This is a genomic window from Streptomyces sp. AMJ-169, assembly GCF_055597585.1.
In genome coordinates, this window is sequence record NZ_JBVLTJ010000009.1 from 20844 (window position 1) to 42212 (window position 21369).

General features: G+C 71.7%; 20 protein-coding genes. 11 read left to right on the top strand and 9 right to left on the bottom strand.

The window, feature by feature from the left end; translation table 11 throughout:
* The first annotated feature begins 374 nt into the window (after nucleotides 1-374).
* The 4 genes from ACYUD3_RS22340 (at nucleotide 375) to ACYUD3_RS22355 (ending at nucleotide 4637) form a co-directional block, all read left to right on the top strand.
* Complete coding sequence (locus tag ACYUD3_RS22340) at nucleotides 375-1664, top strand: extracellular solute-binding protein (RefSeq protein ID WP_470972558.1); 1290 nt, start codon at nucleotides 375-377, stop codon at nucleotides 1662-1664.
* Nucleotides 1661-2641: a carbohydrate ABC transporter permease gene (locus tag ACYUD3_RS22345; RefSeq protein WP_470972560.1), complete on the top strand. Its 981-nt coding sequence runs from the start codon at nucleotides 1661-1663 to the stop codon at nucleotides 2639-2641. The genes ACYUD3_RS22340 and ACYUD3_RS22345 overlap by 4 nt, the downstream gene beginning before the upstream one ends.
* 110 nt (nucleotides 2642-2751) lie before the next feature.
* Complete coding sequence (locus tag ACYUD3_RS22350; protein ID WP_470973215.1) at nucleotides 2752-3516, top strand: carbohydrate ABC transporter permease; 765 nt, start codon at nucleotides 2752-2754, stop codon at nucleotides 3514-3516.
* Nucleotides 3517-3572: 56 nt separating this feature from the next.
* Nucleotides 3573-4637 carry an endo-1,4-beta-xylanase gene (locus ACYUD3_RS22355; protein WP_470972562.1) on the top strand — a complete coding sequence of 355 codons (1065 nt, stop codon included), beginning with the start codon at nucleotides 3573-3575 and terminating at the stop codon, nucleotides 4635-4637.
* Between the two features lie 7 nt (nucleotides 4638-4644).
* Here ACYUD3_RS22355 and ACYUD3_RS22360 read toward each other — a convergent pair whose 3' ends face one another.
* From ACYUD3_RS22360 to ACYUD3_RS22370, 3 genes are all read right to left on the bottom strand, one after another.
* Entirely contained in the window at nucleotides 4645-5679 is a 1035-nt protein-coding gene (locus ACYUD3_RS22360; protein ID WP_470972564.1) for a LacI family DNA-binding transcriptional regulator, read from the bottom strand.
* Nucleotides 5680-5853: 174 nt separating this feature from the next.
* Complete coding sequence (locus ACYUD3_RS22365) at nucleotides 5854-6066, bottom strand: DUF5999 family protein (protein WP_470972566.1); 213 nt, start codon at nucleotides 6064-6066, stop codon at nucleotides 5854-5856.
* Between the two features lie 288 nt (nucleotides 6067-6354).
* Nucleotides 6355-6966, bottom strand: a complete 612-nt coding sequence (locus ACYUD3_RS22370; RefSeq protein WP_470972567.1) for a hypothetical protein — start codon at nucleotides 6964-6966, stop codon at nucleotides 6355-6357.
* A gap of 557 nt (nucleotides 6967-7523) precedes the next feature.
* Here ACYUD3_RS22370 and ACYUD3_RS22375 point away from each other — a divergent pair.
* Nucleotides 7524-9032, top strand: a complete 1509-nt coding sequence (locus tag ACYUD3_RS22375; protein ID WP_470972569.1) for a glutamate-cysteine ligase family protein — start codon at nucleotides 7524-7526, stop codon at nucleotides 9030-9032.
* 200 nt (nucleotides 9033-9232) lie between these two features.
* The gene (locus ACYUD3_RS22380) at nucleotides 9233-10021 is read left to right on the top strand and encodes a CPBP family intramembrane glutamic endopeptidase (protein ID WP_470972570.1); all 789 of its coding nucleotides are present in this window, start codon (nucleotides 9233-9235) and stop codon (nucleotides 10019-10021) included.
* A gap of 92 nt (nucleotides 10022-10113) precedes the next feature.
* On the opposite strand, the gene ACYUD3_RS22385 is transcribed toward ACYUD3_RS22380, so the two are convergent.
* Nucleotides 10114-11013, bottom strand: a complete 900-nt coding sequence (locus ACYUD3_RS22385) for a PhzF family phenazine biosynthesis protein (protein WP_470972572.1) — start codon at nucleotides 11011-11013, stop codon at nucleotides 10114-10116.
* Between the two features lie 241 nt (nucleotides 11014-11254).
* On the opposite strand from ACYUD3_RS22385, the gene ACYUD3_RS22390 reads away from it, so the two are divergent.
* On the top strand, nucleotides 11255-12184 hold the full coding sequence (locus ACYUD3_RS22390; RefSeq protein ID WP_470972574.1) for an NAD-dependent epimerase/dehydratase family protein: 930 nt from the start codon (nucleotides 11255-11257) through the stop codon (nucleotides 12182-12184).
* Between the two features lie 249 nt (nucleotides 12185-12433).
* On the opposite strand, the gene ACYUD3_RS22395 is transcribed toward ACYUD3_RS22390, so the two are convergent.
* Nucleotides 12434-14794 carry an ATP-binding cassette domain-containing protein gene (locus tag ACYUD3_RS22395; protein WP_470972576.1) on the bottom strand — a complete coding sequence of 787 codons (2361 nt, stop codon included), beginning with the start codon at nucleotides 14792-14794 and terminating at the stop codon, nucleotides 12434-12436.
* 220 nt (nucleotides 14795-15014) lie between these two features.
* On the opposite strand from ACYUD3_RS22395, the gene ACYUD3_RS22400 reads away from it, so the two are divergent.
* Nucleotides 15015-15653 carry a PadR family transcriptional regulator gene (locus tag ACYUD3_RS22400; protein WP_470972578.1) on the top strand — a complete coding sequence of 213 codons (639 nt, stop codon included), beginning with the start codon at nucleotides 15015-15017 and terminating at the stop codon, nucleotides 15651-15653.
* 116 nt (nucleotides 15654-15769) lie between these two features.
* Here the strand turns inward: ACYUD3_RS22400 and ACYUD3_RS22405 are convergent, their stop codons facing one another.
* Together ACYUD3_RS22405 and ACYUD3_RS22410 are read right to left on the bottom strand one after the other, a co-directional pair.
* A complete protein-coding gene (locus tag ACYUD3_RS22405) occupies nucleotides 15770-16198 on the bottom strand; it encodes a type II toxin-antitoxin system Rv0910 family toxin (protein WP_470972580.1) in 429 nt (142 codons plus the stop codon).
* A gap of 74 nt (nucleotides 16199-16272) precedes the next feature.
* Nucleotides 16273-16458, bottom strand: coding sequence for a hypothetical protein (locus tag ACYUD3_RS22410; protein WP_470973275.1), 186 nt, complete (start codon nucleotides 16456-16458; stop codon nucleotides 16273-16275).
* 242 nt (nucleotides 16459-16700) lie between these two features.
* Here ACYUD3_RS22410 and ACYUD3_RS22415 point away from each other — a divergent pair, with 242 nt between their 5' ends.
* On the top strand, nucleotides 16701-17231 hold the full coding sequence (locus ACYUD3_RS22415; RefSeq protein ID WP_470972582.1) for a hypothetical protein: 531 nt from the start codon (nucleotides 16701-16703) through the stop codon (nucleotides 17229-17231).
* An 84-nt stretch (nucleotides 17232-17315) separates the two neighbouring features.
* Nucleotides 17316-18293, top strand: coding sequence for an EamA family transporter (locus ACYUD3_RS22420; RefSeq protein ID WP_470972584.1), 978 nt, complete (start codon nucleotides 17316-17318; stop codon nucleotides 18291-18293).
* Between the two features lie 4 nt (nucleotides 18294-18297).
* Here the strand turns inward: ACYUD3_RS22420 and ACYUD3_RS22425 are convergent, their stop codons facing one another.
* Complete coding sequence (locus ACYUD3_RS22425) at nucleotides 18298-18972, bottom strand: pyridoxamine 5'-phosphate oxidase family protein (protein WP_470972586.1); 675 nt, start codon at nucleotides 18970-18972, stop codon at nucleotides 18298-18300.
* A 35-nt stretch (nucleotides 18973-19007) separates the two neighbouring features.
* On the opposite strand from ACYUD3_RS22425, the gene ACYUD3_RS22430 reads away from it, so the two are divergent.
* A complete protein-coding gene (locus ACYUD3_RS22430; RefSeq protein ID WP_470972588.1) occupies nucleotides 19008-20336 on the top strand; it encodes an aminotransferase class I/II-fold pyridoxal phosphate-dependent enzyme in 1329 nt (442 codons plus the stop codon).
* Here ACYUD3_RS22430 and ACYUD3_RS22435 read toward each other — a convergent pair.
* On the bottom strand, nucleotides 20296-21342 hold the full coding sequence (locus ACYUD3_RS22435; protein ID WP_470972590.1) for a DMT family transporter: 1047 nt from the start codon (nucleotides 21340-21342) through the stop codon (nucleotides 20296-20298). The two genes, ACYUD3_RS22430 and ACYUD3_RS22435, sit on opposite strands and share 41 nt — an antisense overlap.
* Between the last annotated feature and the right edge of the window lie 27 nt (nucleotides 21343-21369).

Here is a 21369-nt window from a genome sequence, read left to right on the forward strand (position 1 = left end):
CAGCGGGCGGAGGGCGTCAAGCTTGCGTTAAGACTGGCCTGGTCGGGGCGGTGTGAGGGGTGCGGGGGCGGGTTGGGCCGTACGGGTGGGGTGCGGGGGTGTGGCCACTGAGCGTCATGGCTTTCGGTGCGCTTTCGGCGCGGGGGAGGGGTGTCGCCTCGGGGAGACCGTTTCGTAATGTTCGGCGCCGGTGGCGAATGTTTCGAACCGTTCGGACCGCTCCTCCGTGTCCCTCAGTGGGGAGGCGGCTGCGGATTCCCTCCATTTCCCTTTGCTCAAAGGGTTGCCACCCTGTGAGGGCTGTCTCTAGGGTGCGGCAGCAGCGAACCTTTCTGGATTTGTAGCGAAACTTTCGATCTACCGAGGAGAGCATGATGGGTGACCCGGCACTCTCCCGCCGCGGCTTCCTGGCGGCCTCCGCCGCGACCGGTCTGGGCATGACAGCGCTGAGCGGCTGCGGCGGGGGCTCGGGGGGGTCGTCGGGGACGACCACCATCGAGTGGTGGAACATCTCGACCACACAGCCCGCGAAGAGCGTCTGGGCGGCCCTCGCCAAACGGTTCGAGGACGAGAACCCAGGCGTGAAGATAAAGATCGTCCAACTGGAGAATGACGCCTACAAATCCAAGATGACGGCGCAGACCGCCTCCGGCAAGCTCCCCGACATCTTCCACACCTGGGGCGGCGGCGTCCTCAAGCAGCAGATCGACGCCGGTCTCGTCGAGGACCTCAGCACCCGTACGAAGCCCTGGTCCGACGCCCTGCTGCCGGTCGCGAAGGCGCCCTACCTCGTCGACGACAAGGTGTACGGCATCCCCTTCGACATCGGCATGATCGGGTTCTGGTACAACAAGGCGCTCTTCACGAAGGCCGGCATAGCCGCCCCGCCCGCCACCTGGACCGCCTTCCTCGACGCCGTCAAGAAGCTCAAGGCCGCCGGCGTCACGCCGCTCGCGCTGGCCGGCAAGGAGAGCTGGACCGGCATGTACTACTGGGCGTACCTGGCGATGCGGACCGCCGGGGCGCAGGCGCTCCAGAAGGCGGACACCGACAAGGACTTCACCGGCGACGGCTTCGTCCAGGCCGGGCAGCACCTCCAGGAACTCGTCGACCTCCAGCCCTTCCAGAAGGGCTTCCTCGGCGCCGCCTACTCCACCCCGACCGGACAGGCCGCGGCGATGGGCAACGGCAAGGCCGCGATGGAGCTCATGGGGCAGTGGGCGCCGACCGTCGAGGCCGACGCCGGCAAGGGGATCGGCGCCGACCTCGGGTTCTTCCCGTTCCCGGCCGTCGAGGGCGGCAAGGGCGCGATCACCGAGGTGTTCGGCGGGGGCGGCGGGCACGCGCTGCGCAAGGGCGCGCCCCAGGCCGCCGTCGACTTCCTCAAGTTCTTCGCCTCCCAGACCACCGACACCGAACTGGTCAAGAAGACCGGAGTGCTGCCCGTCGTACCGGCCGCCGCGGCCGCGCTCAGCGACCCCAACCTCAAGGCCGTACAGGCCCAGTTGACGGCCGCGACCGGCTTCCAGCTCTATCTCGACCAGGCGTACGCGCCCGCGCTCGGGCAGCAGGTCAACGACAGCGTCGCCGGGCTCATCGCCGGGTCGAAGTCCCCGCAGCAGGTCACCGAGGCGATCACGAAGACCGCCAAGGAAGCGCAGTGACGACGACGGTCGTGCCCGGTCCGGTGGCGTCGGCGCAGCCGCAGGTGCCCCAGGGCAGGCCCGCGCGGCGGAAGCTGGCCCACTGGCTGACCGCCGTCGCCTTCCAGGTCCCCGCGCTCGTCCTGTTCGGGCTGCTCGTCCTGCTGCCGATGCTGTTCGCCGTCTACGCCTCCTTCTTCCGCTGGGGCGGATTCGGCTGGCCGTCGGAGTCGGTCGGTGTCGACAACTACTCACAGCTCTTCCAAGACCCCGTGTTCCTCGAGGACTTGGGGCGCGGCGGGCTGCTGGTCGGGCTCTCGCTCGCGATCCAGCTGCCGTTCGCGCTCGCGCTCGCCGTCGCGCTCAACCAGAAGCTGCGCGGCCGGGCCGTCTACCGGATGCTGTTCTTCGCCCCGTACATCCTCTCCGAGGCCATCACCGGCGTGCTGTTCAGCATGATCTTCGCGCCGGACGCGGGGTTCGCCGACCAACTCCTCGGCCGTATCGGGCTCGGCGGGCTCGGCGGGGAGTGGTTCTCCGATCCCTCGACCGTGATGGCGACCCTCTTCCTCGTCATGACCTGGAAGTTCTTCGGCTTCCACATGATGCTCTACCTCGCCGGACTCCAGTCCGTACCAAGGGAGTTGACCGAGGCGGCGCTCATCGACGGGGCCGGGCCCTGGCAGCGGTTCCGCAACGTCACGCTGCCGCTGCTCGCGCCGACCCTGCGCATCAGCGTCTTCCTCTCCGTCATCGGCTCCATCCAGCTCTTCGACCTGGTCTGGGTGACCACGGCCGGCGGGCCCGACCACCACTCCGAGACGATGGCCGTGACCCTCTTCCAGTACGGCTTCAAGCGCTACCAGGTGGGCTACGCCAGCGCGATCAGCGTCGCCATGTTCGGCATCAGCCTCGTCTTCGCCCTGCTTTATCAACGGTTCGTGCTGCGGCGGGACTTGGAAGGGGCCACCACGACCATGCGAGGGGGCGGGGCGTGAAGAACTCTCCGGGTACTTCTTCGGGCGCTTCTCCGGGTGTTTCTCCCGGTACGCGGCGGGCGTTGCGGCAGCTGCCGCTGCACGCCGTCCTCATCGCCATCGGCGCCCTGATGGCCGTACCGCTGCTCTACGCGGTGCTGTCCGGCTTCAAGTCGACCGACGAACTCTCGCGCAATCCCGTGGGGTTGCCCGAGTCGTGGGTGACCTCGAACTACACCGGCATCCTCGGCTCCGGCGACTTCTGGCGGATGATCGGCTCCAGCACCTTCATCGCGATCGGTACGACCGTGGTGGTCGTCGCCGTGTCGGCGCTCGCGGCGTTCTCGTTCGCGCGCTTCGCCTTCCGGGGACGGGAGTTGATGTTCACGGTCTTCACCGTGGGGCTGATGTTCCCGTTCGCGGTGGTCGCGCTGCCGCTGTTCCTGCTGCTGCGGTCGATGGGCCTGCTGGACAACCCGCTTGGGGTGATCCTGCCGCAGGCCGCGTTCGGGATCCCGATGACGATCGTCATCCTGCGCGGCTTCTTCCGGGAGATACCGGCCGAGCTGGAGGAGGCCGCGACCCTCGACGGGTGCGGGCCGCTCGGGTTCTTCTGGCGGGTGCTGCTGCCGATGGCCCGGCCCGCGCTCGGCACCGTCTCCGTCCTTGCCGTGGTGGGCAGTTGGAACAACTTCCTGCTGCCGCTGCTGGTCTTCACCGACCCGACCTGGTGGACGATCCCGATCGGCGTGCAGCAGTTCCAGGGGCAGTACTCCGCCGAGTACGCGCGGGTCTTCGCGTATCTCGTCCTCGCCATGGTGCCCGCCCTGGCCTTCTACTCCGTCGCCGAGCGGCAGCTCGTCGGCGGGCTCACCGCCGGGGCGACGAAGGGATGAGGCGCGCCGGCGACCGGTAACTCCCGTACGGCTCAACACCTTTGAGGAGTCGCACCATGCTTTCCAGCACCCGTCTCAGACTCGCCGGGGCGCTCGCCGCCGTCCTGGTCACCGCAGGGATCGCGAGCGGCCCGGCAGCCCAAGCGGGCGAACAGCGCGGGGAGTCGGTCCACAAGGCCACCCTCGCCGACCTCGCCCAGCGGCACGGCCGCTACTTCGGCAGCGCCACCGACAACCCCGAACTCACCGACGCCCCCTATGTGAAGCTGCTCGGCGGCGAGTTCGACATGATCACACCGGGCAACGGCATGAAGTGGTACGCCACCGAACCCCAGCAGGGCGTCTTCGACTTCACCCAGGGCGACGAGATCGTCAGGCTGGCCCGCGCCAACCACCAGCAGGTCCGCGGCCACACCCTCGTCTGGCACAGCCAGCTCCCCGGCTGGATCACCGGCAAGCAGTGGACGCCGGCCGCGCTGCGGGCCGTCCTCAAGAACCACATCCAGACCGAAGTACGGCACTACCGCGGCAAGTTGTACGCCTGGGACGTCGTCAACGAGGCGTTCAACGAGGACGGGACGTACCGGGAGAACGTCTTCTACCAGACCCTCGGCCCCGGCTACATCGCCGACTCGCTGCGCTGGGCGCGGCAGGCCGCCCCCAAGGTGAAGCTGTACCTCAACGACTACAACATCGAGGCGGTCGGCGCGAAGAGCGACGCCTACTACACCCTCGCCAAACAGCTGAAGGCCCAGGGCGTCCCCCTCGACGGCATCGGCCTCCAGGCCCATCTCGCCCTCCAGTACGGCTACCCCGACACCCTTGAGGCCAACCTGCGGCGCTTCGCCCGGCTCGGGCTCGACACCGCGCTCACCGAGGTCGACGTCCGCATGCTGCTTCCGGCGACCGACGAGAAGCTCGCCCAACAGGCCGACTGGTACGGCCGGATGACGTCGGCGTGCCTCGCGGTGCGGCGCTGCGTGGGCGTCACGATCTGGGATTTCACCGACAAGTACAGCTGGATCCCCGCCGTCTTCCCCGGTGAAGGGGCCGCTCTCCCCTGGGACGAGCAACTGAAGCCGAAACCCGCCTACTTCGCGCTCCGGAACGCGCTGAAGTAGAGGGGTTTCAGGGGCGGGCTGGTGGTGCGGTGCTGGACCGCACCACCAGTTCCGTGCCCAACTCGACGCGCGGGGCGTCGGGATGCTCGTCCCGCGCCAGCCGCAGCACCGTACGGGCCGCCAACTTGGCCATGTCGGCGAGGGGTTGGCGTACGGTCGTCAAGGGCGGGGCGGACCAGCGGACTTCCGGAAGGTCGTCGAAACCCACGACGCTCATGTCCTCGGGGACGCGCAGCCCGCGCCGGCGCAGGCCCTCGATCGCGCCGAGCGCCATCTGGTCGCTGGCCGCGAAGAGCGCCGTCGGGGGCGCGGGGAGGTCCAGCAGCGCCGTCGCGGCCGTGCAGCCGGACTCGGGGCGGAAGTCGCCGGGGACGACCAGAGCGTCGTCGAACGGGACGCCCGCGCTCTCCAGGGCCGCGCGGTAGCCGTCGAGGCGGGCCCGGGAGCACAGCAGGCGCGGGGGGCCCGCGACGAAGCCGATCCTGCGGTGGCCGAGCGCCAGCAGGTGCTGGGTCGCGGCCAGGCCGCCGGACCAGTTGGCGGCGCCGATCGTGGGCGTGCCGTCGGTGTGCGAGCCGGTGGGGTCGACGACGACCAGGGGGACGCCCAGGATGCGCAACTGCTCGTGCAGCGTGGGTTCCAGGGCGGAGGTGACGAGGATGACGCCGTCGGAGGCGCGGGCGCGCAGGTTGCGCATCCACTCGCGGGCGTCGCCCCTGCTGCCGTGGATGGCGGAGACGACGGTGCCGGTGCCGGTGGCGTGGGCGACCTCCTCGACGCCGCGGATGATCTCCACCGCCCAGGGGGAGTCGAGGTCGTTGAAGACGAGGTCGATCAGGGCGGCCGTGCGGGTGGGGGCGGGGGCCGGGCGTTTGCGGTAGCCGTGCCGGTGCAGGAGGTCCTCGACGCGGGCGCGGGTGGTGGGGGAGACGTCGGAGCGGCCGTTGACCACGCGGGAGACGGTGGGGACGGAGACGCCGGCTCGGCGGGCTATTTCGGTGATGGTGACTCTGCCGGCCGGCGTGGTGTCGTGCGCTGTCATGTCCCCACCTCGTGTTGCTCCGGTGCTTCGGATGTTCCGGTACGGAGGCCGCAACTTCCAGAAGTTTTCCGGAAGTCGGGGGACATATGTCAGGGCCGGGCGGTCAGATCCCGCTGCCGCGCGGCCCTGTGGTGCCGTTGCATGTGTGTTCCGGGCTCAGATCGTTCTCCAGGTTCAGGCGACCGCCACCACCCTGCCCCGGCCCGTGTCGAGCGGGCGGTGCGGGGCGATGACGCTGCCGTCGGGCAGCAGCTCACCGGTGTCCTCGAAGAGCAGGACGCCGTTGCACAGCAGACTCCAGCCTTGCTCGGGGTGGTGTGCCACCAGGCGGGCGCAGTCCCGGGCGGTGGAGTCGGCTGTCGGGCACGGTGGCTGGTGCTGGCACATAGGAGGCTCTCGGTGTGTCGTGATGGATGAAGTGACCGGTGACGTGACGGATCGGGTGTGTGGATCGTGTGTCGTGTCGTCCTCGCGGCGTGAAGCGTCGTTCATGGCCGCCCCCCGTTGTGATAAGTCGGTCGGACCCTAGTCTTGCTCTACGGGCGTCAATCCGCAGGGATTTCGCCGCACGGCTTCTCACAGGTTGATGACGCGTCACTCGCGCGGGCGGTTCACCGACGCCACACGGTCACTTCGGATGGTTCGGTATGGCCGGATCGGGCTAGGCGTAGGGCATCAGGCCGGCGAGCCCAACAGGGGGGCCGGGGTGGCCCGGTGGGTCAGGACGGGGAGCAACTCGGCCACGTTCAGCGGGCGGTGGGCGGCGATGCCCGGCGGGGCGGGGGCGAGAGGGACCAGGAGGTCGGTGGCGGCGGGGTGGCCTGTCGTGCCGTCGCAGGCGCACTGCTCCGGCGCGGACTCGCACGTGCGGTCGCCGTGCAGCCAGAGCGTGAGCATGTACAGGCCGGGGACGGACAGCAGGCGGGCCTGGTAGGGCTGCGTCGCCGACTCGGCCTGGCGCAGGGCGCGTTCGGTGGAGGCGAGGTAAGGGCCCTCGAAGAAGTGCGAGAACGCCCAGCCGTCGGCCGTCAGCCGGGTCTCGGCGGCGGCCACGGCCCGGTCCTGGCAGCGGATCAGGAACCGCCAGCCGACCAGCCGGGTGGCGGAGACTCCCTCAGGGGTGATGCGGTCCAGGACGTGCAGGGGGAGCGGCTGTTCGGGTACGGCGGGGCCCTCGGCGGCGCGCAGGGCGGGCGTGCGTGCCTCACGCACCGCCGTGGGTGAACCGAGCGCGGTCAGGACGGAGCGCAGGGCGGGCGCGGGAGCCGGGGGGACATGCAGCGGCATGGTGGGTCGCCTCTCATTCGACAGGCAGGGTGGCGCGAGGGCGGGGGCGGACGGCGCTGTCAGCTCTCTGGGGTCTCTCGGGTCGGAGAGGCAGGGGCCGTTGGTGCGTGGTCCGTGAACGGGGGTGCGCGAGTGGCCCGCCGTCCGTCACCTCGACGACAGGCTCTTTCGCCTGGGCGCCCACCTTCTCCGCCTGTCGCGGAGTTTATACGACGTGTGTTCGCACTGGGTTTCCGCTAGCCGATTCCGGACTGCCCGGCAAGTATCCATTCGGTCGGCGATACGACTGAATCATCCCGATTCAGCGCCGGTCGTACACCGCCGACCTGGGAAATCCCCGCCACCGCGGTCGGCCTATTTCCGTCGGTGTTTTTCACGAGCTGCTTAAAATCTGGCAAAGCGTTCCGCAGGCCACTTCCGGACGTCTTCGCCAGACTATCGGCCCGGCGTCCCGCGCGGGGGCGTTATCGATCGGTCCCGCTGGGCATCATCCCCCCTGACCCGGGAGACCCGGGGGCCGGTACACCGGTCCGCCCGTCCGAGGAGGGACGCTTCGTATGGGGGAGAAGGTCGTGGCAGGCGCGTTCGACCTGGCCGATCGGCAGCACTACCGCGACAAGCTCCGGCAGTGCCTCACGGGGCTGGAGCGGCTGCTGGCCGAGCAGCGGTTCGACCGCCCCAAGAACCTCATGGGGCTGGAGATCGAGCTGAATCTCGCGGGTGCCGACGGCATGCCGAGAATGTTGAACGGACAGGTTCTCGAACGCATCGCGAGCCGTGATTTCCAAACAGAACTCGCCATGTTCAATCTGGAAGTGAACATCGCTCCGCACCGGCTCGGCGGCCGGGTATTCGACCGCCTCGCCGAAGAACTCCGTACGTCACTGGCATATGCCCACAGAAAGGCGCAGGAAGTCGACGCCGGAATCGTGATGATCGGCATTCTGCCGACCCTGGAGCGAGCCGACGTCATCAAGGCGAACCTCTCCGAGGTCGACCGCTACACCCTGCTCAACGACCAGATCGTCGCCGCCCGCGGGGAGGACTTCCAGCTCGACATCGACGGCGTCGAACGGCTCTCCTGCACCGCGAAGTCGATCACCCCCGAGGCCGCGTGCACCTCCGTCCAGCTGCACCTCCAGGTCACGCCCGGCCGGTTCGCCGACGTCTGGAACGCCGCCCAGGCCGTCGCCGCCGCCCAGGTCGCCGTCGGCGCGAACTCGCCGTTCCTCTTCGGCCGCGAGCTGTGGCGCGAGTCCCGGCCGCCGCTGTTCCTCCAGTCCACCGACACCCGCCCGCCCGAGCTCCAGGCCCAAGGGGTGCGCCCGCGCACCTGGTTCGGCGAGCGCTGGGTCACCTCCGCGCACGAGCTCTTCGAGGAGAACCTCCGCTTCTTCCCCGCCCTGCTGCCGATCTGCGACGAGGAGGAGCCGCTGGCCGTGATCGACGCGGGCGGCACGCCGAAACTCGCCGAACTCGTCCTGCACAACGGGACGGTGTACCGCTGGAACCGCCCCGTCTACGGCGTCGCCGACGGCGTCCCCCACCTCCGCGTCGAGAACCGCGTCCTGCCGGCCGGGCCCACCATCACGGACGTCCTCGCCAACGCGGCCTTCTACTACGGTGTCGTGCGCGCCCTCGCCGAGGAGTCCCGGCCGGTGTGGACCCGGATGCCCTTCGAGGCCGCCGCCACCAACTTCGACCACGCGTGCCGGCACGGCATCGAGGCGCGGCTGCTGTGGCCCCGGCGGGGGCGGGTGGCCGAGGTGGACGTCGTCGGCCTGGTGCTGGAGGAGCTGCTGCCGCTGGCCGAGGCGGGGCTGGACGCGTGGGGGGTCGAACCGGCCGACCGGGACTTCTACCTGGGGGTCATCGAGCAGCGGTGCCGGCTGCGGGCCAACGGGGCGACCTGGCAGGTGGGGACTTTCCACCGGGCGCTGGAGGCGGGGATGTCCCGGGGGGAGGCGCTGGCGGCCACGACCCGGCGGTACGGGGAGCTGATGCGGGGCGGGGAGCCGGCGCACACCTGGCCGGTGGGGGTGGGGGAGAGGGTGGGGGCCGGGTGAGGGGACGCCGTTGATGGGGGCGGCGCGCGTCGGGGGTGTTCGGTCGGGGGTGTTCGCAGGAGGTGAGGCTGTGCGGCGTCGCCGGTTCGCGTCGGGGGCGTCGTACGGGGTGTGGCGGGTGTGGGTGGGCTTGGCTGTGGTGGTGGGGAGGGGTGTGGTCTGCTTGGGGGCGTAGCGGCTACGGGAAGCAGGTGGGGTCGGTGGGGTCGGTGGTCGACGTGGAGGCTCCTGGGGAGGCCTCTCGGCGGACGCTTCGGGATGAAGTGCTGCTGGTGCTGGGGGTCTCCCTCGGGGCCAGCGGGGTGTCCGCGCTCATCAGCTTCGTCGGGTCGGTCACCAAGCCCGGGGGACTCAAGGACCAGGCCGTGACCATGAACGGGTCCGCCGCTCCCGGGCGGCCCTGGCTCGACCTCGCCTGGCAGCTGTTCGGGATCGCCAGCGCCCTCGTGCCCGTCGCGCTCGTCGCCCACTTCCTGCTGCGGGAGCACGCCAGTCTGCGGACCCTCGGGTTCGACCGGGGCCGGCCCTGGCCCGACCTCGGGCGGGGGGCCGCCGTCGCCGCGGTGATCGGGAGCACCGGCATCGCGTTCTACCTCGCCGCCCGGGGACTGGGGTTCAACCTCACCGTCGTGCCCGAGGCGCTGCCCGAGGTGTGGTGGAAGTATCCGGTGCTGGTCCTCTCGGCGGTGCAGAACGCGGTCCTCGAAGAGGTCATCGTCGTCGGGTATCTGCTGCGCCGGCTCGGGCAGTTGGGGTGGACGCCGGGGACGGCGCTGGTCGCGAGTTCGGTGCTGCGGGGGTCGTACCACCTCTATCAGGGGATCGGGGGGTTCGTCGGGAACCTCGTCATGGGGGTCGTCTTCGTTTATCTGTACCGGCGGTGGGGGCGGGTGGGGCCGTTGGTCGTCGCGCATTCGCTGCTCGATATCGGGGCGTTCGTGGGGTATGCGCTGCTTGCGGGGAAGGTGGGGTGGCTGCCGACGGCTTGAGGGGGGCTTCGGGGGCGGCTTGAGGGGGGGTTCTTTGGGGCCGGCTTGAGGGGGTTTCTTTATTTGGGCGGTCGGTAGCGCCCGCCTTCGGGTTACGCCAGCAGCTCGCCCTCGATGACCGTCACCGCGCGTCCGGTCAGCAGGGTCCGTTCGCCCCGCAGGCCCACGCGGACCAGGCCCGAGCGCGGGGACGCCTGGAGGCCCGTGAGGTCGGTGCGGCCGAGGCGTTCGGACCAGAAGGGGGCCAGGGCGGTGTGGGCGCTGCCGGTGACCGGGTCCTCGTCGATGCCGACGTTCGGGAAGAAGCAGCGGGAGACGAAGTCGTAGCCGGACTCGGGGTGTTCCGCGCGGGCGGTCGCGATGATGCCGCGGGCGGAGTAGGCGCCGAGGGCGCGGTGGTCGGGGCGCAGGGCGCGGACCGTCTGCTCGTCGGCCAGCTCCACCACCAGGTCGCCGATGTTCGCTCCGGCGTCGAACACCGACAGGGGGTGGGCGCCCAGGGCTTCGGCGACTCCCTTCGGGGGGTCGATCCGGGTCAGGGGGGCGGTGGGGAAGTCGAGGGTGATCTCGGGGGTTTTGGTGGGTTTGCGGTTGTTGTCGGCGGTGTTGGTGTGGTCGGCCGTGCTGTTCTGGGCGGTGCCGTCGGTCTTGCCGGTCTCCTCGGTCTCGCTGGGGGTCGCGGTCAGTACTCCGCTGCGGGTGGCGAAGCGGACCGGGCCCTTGTGGGCGCCGGTGGTGTGCAGGACGTGCGCGGTGGCCAGCGTGGCGTGTCCGCACAGGGCGACCTCCGTCGCCGGGGTGAACCAGCGCAGCGCCCAGTCGGCCTCGCCGCCCGCGGGGAGCGGGTGCGCGAAGGCGGTCTCCGCGTGGTTGACCTCCAGCGCGATGCTCTGAAGCCGGTCGTCCTCCGGGAAGGCGTCGAGGAGGAGTACGCCCGCGGGGTTGCCGGAGAAGGGGCGGTCGGTGAACGCGTCCACGATTCGGATCCTCATGGGGCGACGCTAGAGGGGCGGGCCGGGTGCGCGCCAAGGCCAATCGGGGGTGACTGGTCTGGTCTCGCGGGGGGTTGGGGCGGCGCGGATCGATACGGTCTCGTCCTGGTCGATGCTGTTCGTATTCCGGTCGTGTTCCGTCCGTTTCCTTGGTGGCGGTGGCAGCTACCGTGATCATGGGATCGGGGTCCGAAGTGTTCGGGAAGTCCGAGGCGTTCGGGAAGTTCGAGGAGAGGGCCGTATGGAGCGAGTCGTACTGACCGGGGCCACCGGGTTCATCGGGTCCGCCGCGCTGCGGGCGCTGCTGGCGCGGGGGGCGCGGGTGCGGGCGCTGGTCCGGCGGGTGCCGGAGGGGGCGGCGGCGGGGGTCGAGTGGGTGACCGGCGACCTCACCGACCCCGGGGTGCTGCGCGGCCTGTGCGAAGGCGCCGGCGCGGTCGCCCATCTGGCCTCGTACATCGGGCCGGACCTCGCGCTCTGCGAAGCCGTCAACGTCGACGGCACCCGGTCCCTGATGGCCGAGGCCCGGCGGGCCGGGGTGCGCCGGGTGGTCCAGCTGTCGACCGCCGCTGTGTACGGCGCCGGGCCGCACAGCGGGATCGACGTCGACGAGATCCCCGCCGAGCCCGTCTCCCCCGTGAGCCGCACCCGGCTCGCCGGCGAGGGGTTCGCGCGCGAGGCCGACGGGGTGGTCCTGCGGCCCGGGCTCGTCCTCGGCGCGGGGGACCGGTGGGTCGTACCGATGCTCGGGGAGCTGCTGGCGCGGGTGCCGGCCGGCTGGGACGGGGGGCGGGCGCTGCTGTCGGTCGTCGAGGTGAACGACCTCGGCCGGCTCGTCGCCGCGCTCGCCACCGGCGGGCACACGGCCGCGCCCGGCGTCCACCACGCCAGCCACCCCACCCCCGTCCGCATCGGCGACCTCCTCGCGGAACTCTCCCGCCTCGGCGTCCTCCCCCCGCTGCCCGCCGGGGACTGGCCCTGGGAGACTTGCCTCGACCGCTTCCGCGCCACCCAAGGCCGCGCCGGGGAGCGCCAGTTCGCCCTCGTCGCCCGCGATCACTGGTACCTCAGCGAGGACATCTGGCACCCCACCGCCTGCCCCGCCGGCCCCGGAGTCCTCGCCCGCCTGCGGGAGAGCGCGGGGTGGTATCGGGAGCGGGTTGGGGTGTGAAGGGGGGCGGGGCGGGGGGCCTGGGGTTCGGTGGGGTGCCGGTACGACGGGGTGGGCGGCCGGGGTTCGGCTGCGCGGGCTTGGCTCGGCCGGGGGCTCAGGCGCCCGGGGTGCCGATGGGCGTCGGCTGTGCGCTGAGCTGGGGTCCGGGGAGCCGGGGTTCGGGCGGTCGGGGTCCGGGGGCCTGGGGTTCGGTGGGGTGTCGGTACGACGGGCCGGGTGTCCGGGGTTCGGCGGCGCGGTCCCTCCTCAGTCGCCCACATACTCCGCCAGATGCTTCCCCGTGAGTGTCGACCTCGTTGACACCAGCTCTCTCGGGGTGCCCTCGAAGACGACGCGGCCTCCGTCGTGGCCGGCGCCGGGACCGAGGTCGATGAGCCAGTCGGCGTGGGCCATGACGGCCTGGTGGTGTTCGATGACGATCACGGACTTGCCGGAGTCGACCAGGCGGTCGAGGAGGGCGAGGAGTTGCTCGACGTCGGCCAGGTGGAGACCGGCCGTCGGTTCGTCGAGGACGTAGACGCCGCCCTGGTCGGCCATGTGGGTGGCGAGTTTGAGGCGCTGGCGTTCGCCGCCGGAGAGGGTGGTGAGGGGCTGGCCGAGGGTGAGGTAGCCGAGGCCGACGTCGGAGAGGTGGCCGAGGATGCGGGCGGCGGCCGGGGTGCGGGCCTCGCCCCCGGCGAAGAACTCCGCCGCCTCGGACACCGGCATCGCGAGCACCTCGCTGATGTCCCGGCCGCCGAGGTGATAGTCGAGGACGGCCGCCTGGAACCGCTTCCCCTCGCACTCCTCGCAGACCGTCGCCACCCCGGCCATCATCGCGAGGTCGGTGTAGACGACCCCGGCGCCGTTGCACGTGGGGCACGCGCCCTCGGAGTTGGCGCTGAACAGGGCCGGTTTCACGCCGTTGGCCTTGGCGAAGGATTTGCGGATCGGCTCCAGGAGACCGGTGTAGGTCGCGGGGTTGCTGCGCCGGGAGCCGCGGATGGGGGCCTGGTCGACGGAGACGACGCCCGCGCGGGCCGGCACCGAACCGTGGATCAGGGAACTCTTGCCGGAGCCGGCGACGCCGGTGACGACGGTCAGGACGCCCAGGGGGACGTCGACGTCGACGTCCTGGAGGTTGTGCGTGTCCGCGCCCCGGATCTCCAGCGTCCCGGTCGGCTCGCGGACCGTGTCCTTCAGCCGGGCCCGGTCGTCGAGATGGCGGCCGGTGAGGGTGTCGCCCTTGCGCAGGCCGGCGACCGTCCCCTCGTAACAGACCGTCCCGCCCGCGGTGCCCGCGCCGGGGCCGAGGTCGACGATGTGGTCGGCGATCGCGATGACCTCCGGCTTGTGCTCGACGACCAGCACCGTGTTGCCCTTGTCGCGCAGGCGCAGCAGCAGGCCGTTCATGCGCTGGATGTCGTGCGGGTGCAGGCCGGTCGTCGGCTCGTCGAAGACGTACGTCACGTCCGTGAGCGAGGAGCCGAGGTGGCGGATCATCTTCACGCGCTGGGCCTCGCCGCCGGAGAGGGTGCCGGAGGGGCGTTCCAGGGAGAGGTAGCCGAGGCCGATCTCCGTGAACGAGTCCAGGGTCTGCCCGAGCGCCGTCAGCAGCGGGGCGACCGACGGTTCGGCGAGATCGCGGACCCAGTCGGCGAGGTCGCTGATCTGCATCGCGCAGGCGTCGGCGATGCTGAGGCCCTTGATCTTCGAGGAGCGGGCGGCCTCGGTGAGGCGGGTGCCCGCGCAGTCGGGGCAGGTGGTGAAGGTGATCGCGCGGTCCACGAACTCGCGGATGTGCGGCTGCATGGCCTCGCGGTCCTTGGCGAGCATCGACTTCTGGATGCGCGGGATCAGGCCCTCGTACGTCATGTTGATGCCCGCGATCTTCATGCGGGTCGGTTCCAGGCGGAGGAAGGAGTGCAGTTCCTTCTTCGTGTACCTGCGGATCGGCTTGTCCGGGTCGAGCAGGCCGGACTCGCTGTACAGGCGGTAGTTCCAGCCGCCGGGCTTGTACCCCGGGACCGTCAGCGCGCCCTCGTTCAGCGACTTCGTGTCGTCGAAGAGCTGGGCCAGGTCGAAGTCGGTGACCGCGCCGCGCCCTTCGCAGCGGGGGCACATGCCGCCCTGGATGCTGAAGGATCGGCGCTCCTTCACCGTCTGCCCGCCCCGCTCGACGGTGACCGCGCCCGCGCCGCTGATCGAGGCGACGTTGAAGGAGAACGCCTTCGCCGAGCCGAGGTGGGGCGTGCCGAGGCGGCTGAAGAGGATGCGCAGCATCGCGTTGGCGTCCGTCGCCGTCCCCACCGTCGACCTCGGGTCCGCGCCCAGCCGCTGCTGGTCCACGATGATCGCCGTCGTCAGCCCCTCCAGGACGTCCACCTCGGGGCGCGCCGGCGTCGGCATGAAGCCCTGTACGAACGCGCTGTACGTCTCGTTGATCAGCCGCTGCGACTCCGCCGCGACCGTCCCGAACACCAGCGAGCTCTTGCCCGAGCCGGACACCCCGGTGAACACCGTCAGCCGCCGCTTGGGGATCTCGACGCTGACGTCCTTCAGATTGTTCACCCGCGCGCCGTGCACCCGGATCAGGTCGTGGCTGTCGGCGGCGTGCGGCTTCGTCATCGCGGCTCCCTCTGTCGTACGGCTGTGGCGCTGCCCTTCGGCTGTGACGCTCAGGCTAGGCACGGGGCCGATCCCCGCGCTTCTTGATTCCTGATCGGATCGAGGGCCCCGATCGGTTCACGAGGGGGTTGTCAGGCTATCGGTTCCGATATATCGTTGAGGCATCGCGATCGATCACGGAATAGTGGCGATCAATCACAGAGCAAATGGAGTGAGTGCTATGCGTACGCATGGATTCGAGCGTGGACATGGTCAGGACCCCCGTCAGCACGGCGGTGGCCGGGGTGGATTCGACGGGCGGCGGGCCGCATTCGGGCCCTTCGGACCCGGTGGGCCGGGGTTCGGGCCTGGTGGTCCGGGATTCGGTGGACCCGGGTTCGGGCCCTGGGGCGGGCGAGGGCGCGGGGGACCGCGCGGAAGGGCCCGGCGCGGTGACGTACGGGCCTCGATCCTCGCGCTGCTGAAGGAACGGGGCATGCACGGGTACGAGATGATCCAGGAGATCGCCGAGCGCAGCGGCGGGGCGTGGAAGCCCAGCCCCGGCTCGGTCTACCCCACCCTTCAGCTGCTGGAGGACGAAGGACTCATCAGCAGCGAGAGCGAGGGCGGCAAGAAGCTCTTCTCGCTCACCGAGGCCGGGCGGACCGCCGCCGAGGAGGTCTCGGAGAACCCCTGGGAAGAGGCCACCCGAGGCGTCGACTTCGAGGCCCTGCACGAGATCCGGCAGGCCGGCGCCGGCCTGTTCGAGGCCTTCGGCCAGGTCTGGAAGACCGGCACCAAGGAGCAGCGCGAGAAGGCCCTCGCGGTCGTCAACGACGCCCGCAAGAAGCTCTACCTGATCCTCGCCGACCAGGACTGAGCCCGCCGCCGTACGACGGCCCAGGCGCCCCGCGTCACCCGCGCGGGGCGCCTTTTCGCGTCCCGGCCGGGGCGCCGGCGTTTGGTTCCCGGCCCAGAGCGCCGGTGCTCAACAGCTCACGTCACCAGCCCCGCCAGCCGCCGCAGACTCTCCGTCAGCGCCGCCGTCCCCGAATCCTTCAGCTTCCCCGCCATCAGGGACACCGCAGCCCCCGTGAACTCCCCGGCGATCCGGACGTCCGTCCCGTCGCCGGCCGGGGTGAGGGTGTAGCGGGTGACCAGGCTGACCGCCATCGGCCCCTTGCCGCGGATCGTCAGCAGACGGGCGGGCGTCAGCTCCTCGACCGTCCACTCGACCTCCGCCGGGAAGCCCATGAGCTTCATGTTCTCCTGGAAGGCCGCCCCGACCTCCAGCGGCTGCGGACCGCCCCCGGGGAAGCCGGTGTGCGTCGTGTTCCACTCCCCGTACGCCGCCCAGTCGGTGAGCCGCTCCCAGATCCGCTCCGGCGGTGCCCCGATCCGGGCCTCCGCGCTGACTTCGGCCATACGACCACCTCTTCGTGTCGATCCAGGGTGCGCGGAACGTAGCCCTGGGGGCGTCAACATTCAAGACACGCGGCTCACCGCAGCCGTCGTATGACCGCCGCGTCGAAGACGTCCCACGCGCGCGGGTGGGGGCCTTCGTCGTGGCAGTGCCAGGCGTCCCAGAACAGGTCGGCCGGCAGCGCGTCCTCCGGGGCGTCGACGCGGTACACGTACTCCATGCCGTCGACCGCCGGGAGCGCGACGAGCCAGCACACGGTCACCAGCCGTCACCCCCTCTCTCACCGGTGGGGACGTGCCCCTGGGGAGGGCCGGTTGCCTGTGGGGCGTGCGGCGGGCGGGCGCGCGCCCCCTGCACCCGAACGGCCCGTACGCCGCTGCGGGAATCCGCTTGATCTCATCCGCAGGGAGGAGATTCGAGATGGTCTCGTCCACTCTGTGTGGGAGACGGAAATGCATCGCTACGGGGATGACCGGAGGCGTCCGGGACTGATGGGGTAAGGGGGTGCGACCCCGTATCCCCCGGCAGCCGGGCCGTGAACCATCGGCGCTCACCGAGGACGACACCGCCGGGCTCAGCGAGGAGCTCGCGGCGGCGGTGGCCGGCGCGTGGCGCCGCGCGGTGCGGGACGCCGACCGGCAGGTCGACAGCGCCCACCTCCTGCACTCCCTCCTCGAGTACGACCCCCAGGCGCGCGACGTCTTCGGCGACCGCCTCGCCCGGGTCCTCGGCTATCTCGTCCAGCGCAGCATCGGCTACGGGCTGCGCTGGCAAGGTGGCGTGGAGGACTCCGGCGCCCTGCCCGTCGTCACCGGGACCGCCGGTTTCTCGCCGCTGGCCGCCGTCGCGATGCAAGCCGCGCGGGCGCGCGCCGAACGGGACGGGGGACGTCCCGCGCGCGGGATCGACCTCCTGGCGGCCGTCCTGGCCGATCACCGGTCGCGGGCCGTGGAGGTGCTGGCCCACGCGGGCGTGGACGCGGGGGAGTTGCTCGCGCGGGTCGAGAAGGAGGAGTGGGGCGACGAGTGGGCCTGATGAGCACACCGGTGATCCTCAGGTGCGCGTCGGTCAGGGGTGTGTGGGGGTGACGGTCCTGTCGTTCGATGTCATCATGTCCGCGTGGCGACGACCGGGAGTGCGCGTGGGGTGGGGCTGGCCGTGCTGTCGGCCGTTGCGTTCGGCGGGTCCGGGGTCGCCGCGAAACCCTTGATCGAAGCGGGACTCGACCCGTTGCACGTCGTCTGGCTGCGGGTCTCCTGCGCCGCGCTGGTCATGGTCCCCGTCGCGCTGCGCCACCTCGCGCTGGTGCGGCGCCAGCCCCTGGTGCTGCTCGGGTTCGGGCTGCTCGGGGTGGCCGGGGTGCAGGCGTTCTACTTCGCCTCGCTCTCCCGCCTGCCGGTCGGGGTCGCGCTGCTCGTGGAGTACCTGGCGCCCGCCATGGTGCTGGGCTGGGTGCGGTTCGTGCAGCGGCGGCCCGTCAGCCGCCGGGCCGTCGCAGGGGTCGTGCTGGCCGTCGGCGGGCTCGCCTGCGTCGTCGAGGTGTGGGCCGGGGTGAGCGTGGACGCGCTGGGGCTGCTGCTCGCGCTGGGGGCCGCCTGCTGCCAGGTCGGGTACTTCCTCCTCTCCGACCAAGGGAGTTCGGACCGGGGCGGGGCGCCCGATCCGCTCGGGGTGATCGCCTACGGGCTGCTCGTCGGCGCCGCCGTGCTGACCGTCGTCGCCCGGCCCTGGGAGCTGGACTGGGGCGTCCTCGGGCGCTCCGCGCGGATGGACGGCACCGCCGTGCCCGCGTGGGTGCTGCTCGCGTGGATCGTGCTGATCGCGACCGTCCTCGCGTACGTCACCGGGATCGTGTCCGTACGGCTGCTGTCGCCGCAGGTCGCCACCGTCGTCGCCTGTTCGGAGGCGGTCGTGGCGACCGTGCTGGCGTGGGTGCTGCTCGGGGAGCATCTGGCGGCGGCCCAGGTCGCGGGCGGGGCGGTCGTCCTCCTGGGGGCGTTCGTCGCGCAGTCCTCGACGCCCGTCAAGGCCGCCGGAGCGCCGGTCGCCTCGGGGACGCCCGAGCAGGGTCTCGCGGCCTCCGAGAACGCCGTCTAGGGCGTCACAGCAGCTCCCTGAGGTACGCCGGGACCTCCACGCGGGCCGGCAGCGCCGGGTCCGGGACCGGGGCACCGTAGACCGGGCGCAGCGGGACCACGCCGGCCCAGTGCGGGAGGTCCATGTCCTCGGGCTCGTCGTTGACCCCGCCCGTGCGGATCTTCGCGGAGACCTCCTCCAGGTCTATGCGCAGTACGGCCGTCGCGGCGAGCTCCTTCTTGTTCGCCGGGCGGGAGTCGGCCGCGCGGCCGGGGACGACATGGTCGACCACGGCGTCCAGGGCCGCCTTCTTCTCCTCCGGGTCGGTCACGTCGTACGCCAGGCCATGGACCATCACCGAGCGGTAGTTGATCGAGTGGTGGAAGGCGGAGCGGGCCAGGATCAGGGCGTCGGCGTGGGTCACCGTCAGGCAGACCGGGAGGCCCTCCGGGGTGTCGCCCGCCGTGCGCAGGGGGCGGGAGCCCGTCGAGCCGTGGACATAAAGGCGCTCGCCGACGCGGCCGTACAGGGTGGGCAGGACGACCGGGGCGCCGTCGCGCACGAAGCCGAGGTGGCAGAGCCAGGCCGCGTCCAGGATCGAGTGGACCGTCTCCTTGTCGTACGACGCCCGTTGCGCGGCGCGGGTGGGGACGGTGCGGGCGGTCGCCGGATAAGTTTCCGAAGAGGTGGTCCCCTGCATGGCGTTCTCCATTGCACTAGTGCATACTTGGCTTTGTGCTAGGAGAGTATCGGATCGAAGGCCGGCGTGCCGCAGAGATTTCCGCGAGCGTGGAGCGCGCGGTGGGCGCGGGCGCGCTGGAACCGGGGCAACTGCTGCCCCCGATGCGGGAGTTGGCGGTGACGCTGGGGGTGAACCCGAACACCGTCGCCGCCGCGTACCGCACCCTGCGTGAGCGCGGGGTGATCGAGACCCACGGCCGCAGAGGCAGCCGCGTCCGCCCCAAACCGGCGACGACCGCGCGCGAGCGCACGGACGGGGGAGTCCCGGAAGGCGTCCGCGACCTGGCGGACGGCAACCCCGACCCGGCCCTGCTGCCCCCCCTGGGCCCCGCATACGGTGCCGCCACCGCGCGGTACGACGCCGCGCCGCTGCTCTACGGGGGCGACCCGGTCGACCCGGAGCTGGCGCGGCTGGCGCGGGCCGCGTTCGACGCCGACGGGGTGGCCCCGGGGCCGGTCGCGGTGGCGTCGGGGTCCCTGGACGCCGTCGAGCGCGTCCTCGCGGTCCATCTCAAGCCCGGGGACGCCGTCGCCGTCGAGGACCCGGGCTGGGCGCGCACCCTCGACCTGATCCCGGCGCTGGGGCTGAAGGTGGTGCCGGTGGCCGTCGACGACGAGGGGCCGGTGCCGGTCGTCCTGCGCCGGGCCCTGGCCGTGGGGGTGCGGGCCGTCGTCGTCACCGACCGGGCGCAGAACCCCACCGGGGCCGCGCTGAGCGCCTACCGCGCGCGGGAGCTGCGCGAGGTACTGGCCGAGTACCCGGAGGCGCTGGTGGTCGAGGACGACCACGGGCACGGGATCGTCGAGGTGCCGCTGCACCCGCTCACCGGGGCGACCCGCCACTGGGCGTTCGTGCGGTCCGTCGCCAAGGCCTACGGGCCCGATCTGCGGCTCGCCGTCCTCACCGGCGACGAGGTGACCCTCGACCGCGTGCGCGGGCGGCAGCGGCTCGGGCCCGGGTGGGTGAGCCTGCTGGACCAGTGGGCCGTGGTCGAGCTGTGGAAGAGCCGCGCGGTCGACGCCGACGCCGTGGCCGGCGCCTACCGGCGGCGCCGGGAGGGGCTGATCCGGGCGCTGGCGGAGCGGGGGGTCGCGGCCCGGGGGCGCAGCGGGTTCGCGGTGTGGGTCCCCGTGGACGACGAGACCGGGGTGGTGGCCCGGCTGCTGCACGGTGGGTGGGCCGTCGCCGCCGGGGCGCTGTTCAGGACCGGCTCGCCGCCCGGGATCAGGGTGACGATCTCCACGCTGACCGACGCGGAGATCCCGGCGTTCGCGGACGCGGTCAGCGAGGCTGCGCGGGCTCCTGGGTGGCATCACGCGTAAGGGGGACGTCCTGCGCAGGGGCGGCGTCCTGCCCAGGGATGACATCAGGCGCAGCCATAGTTGCGGCGGCATCCCGCGCGCGGGGCGCATCGGGCCCGGAGACGGCCTCCCGCGCGCGGGACCTCCCCTTCGGCGTGATCTGCGTCAGCGCCGCCCCCGCCAGGACGATCACCGCGCCCACCGGCGTCGACCAGGTCAGCGGCTCGCCCAGGACCAGCGCGCCCGCGCCGGTCGCGATCACCGGCGTGAAGTACGTGACCATCTGCGCGGTCGTCGGCCCGACCTCCGCGACCAGGCCGTACTGGATGAGCAGCGCGAGACCTGTACCCAGCGCGCCCAGGGCCGCGACCGCCAGCAGCGGGGCGGTCTCGAAGCGGTCCGGGAGATCCGTGAACAGCGGCGTCACCAGGGCGAGCTGGAGCGTGGCGAGGAAGAGCTGGGAACCGGTCATCGCGAGGGCCGAGACACCGGTGCCGGCCAGGGTGCGGCGGACGTAGATCCAGCCGACGGCGTAGCTCAGCGACGCGGCCAGCGCCATCGCCGTCCCCCGCACGTCCAGGCCGGAGAAGCCCTGCCAGGCGCCCAGGACCGTCAGGACGCCCAGGAAGCCCAGGGCGAGGCCCGCGAACCGGACGCGGGTCGGGCGGTCCTCGGAGAGGGCGACCAGGGACAGGAGCATGCCCCACAGCGGGGACGCGGCGTTGCAGATGCCCGCCAGGGTCGAGGAGATCGTCAGCTCGGCGAAGGGGAACAGGGAGAACGGCAGGGCGTTCAGGAGGAAGGCCGCGACCGCCAGATGCCCCCAGGTGCGCACACCGCGCGGAAGCCGCTCCCGCTTCACGGCCAGCGCCGCACCCAGCACCGCCGTGCCGAACGCGAGCCGGCCCAGGGCGACCTGGAAGGGGGCGAAGCCCTCGGTGCCGACCTTGATGAGCAGGAAGCTGAAACCCCAGATCAGGGCGAGGACGGCGAAGCGGAGGCGCCAGTCGACGGTGCGGAGACTCATGCCGCCACTGTGACCGAGAGCCACCGC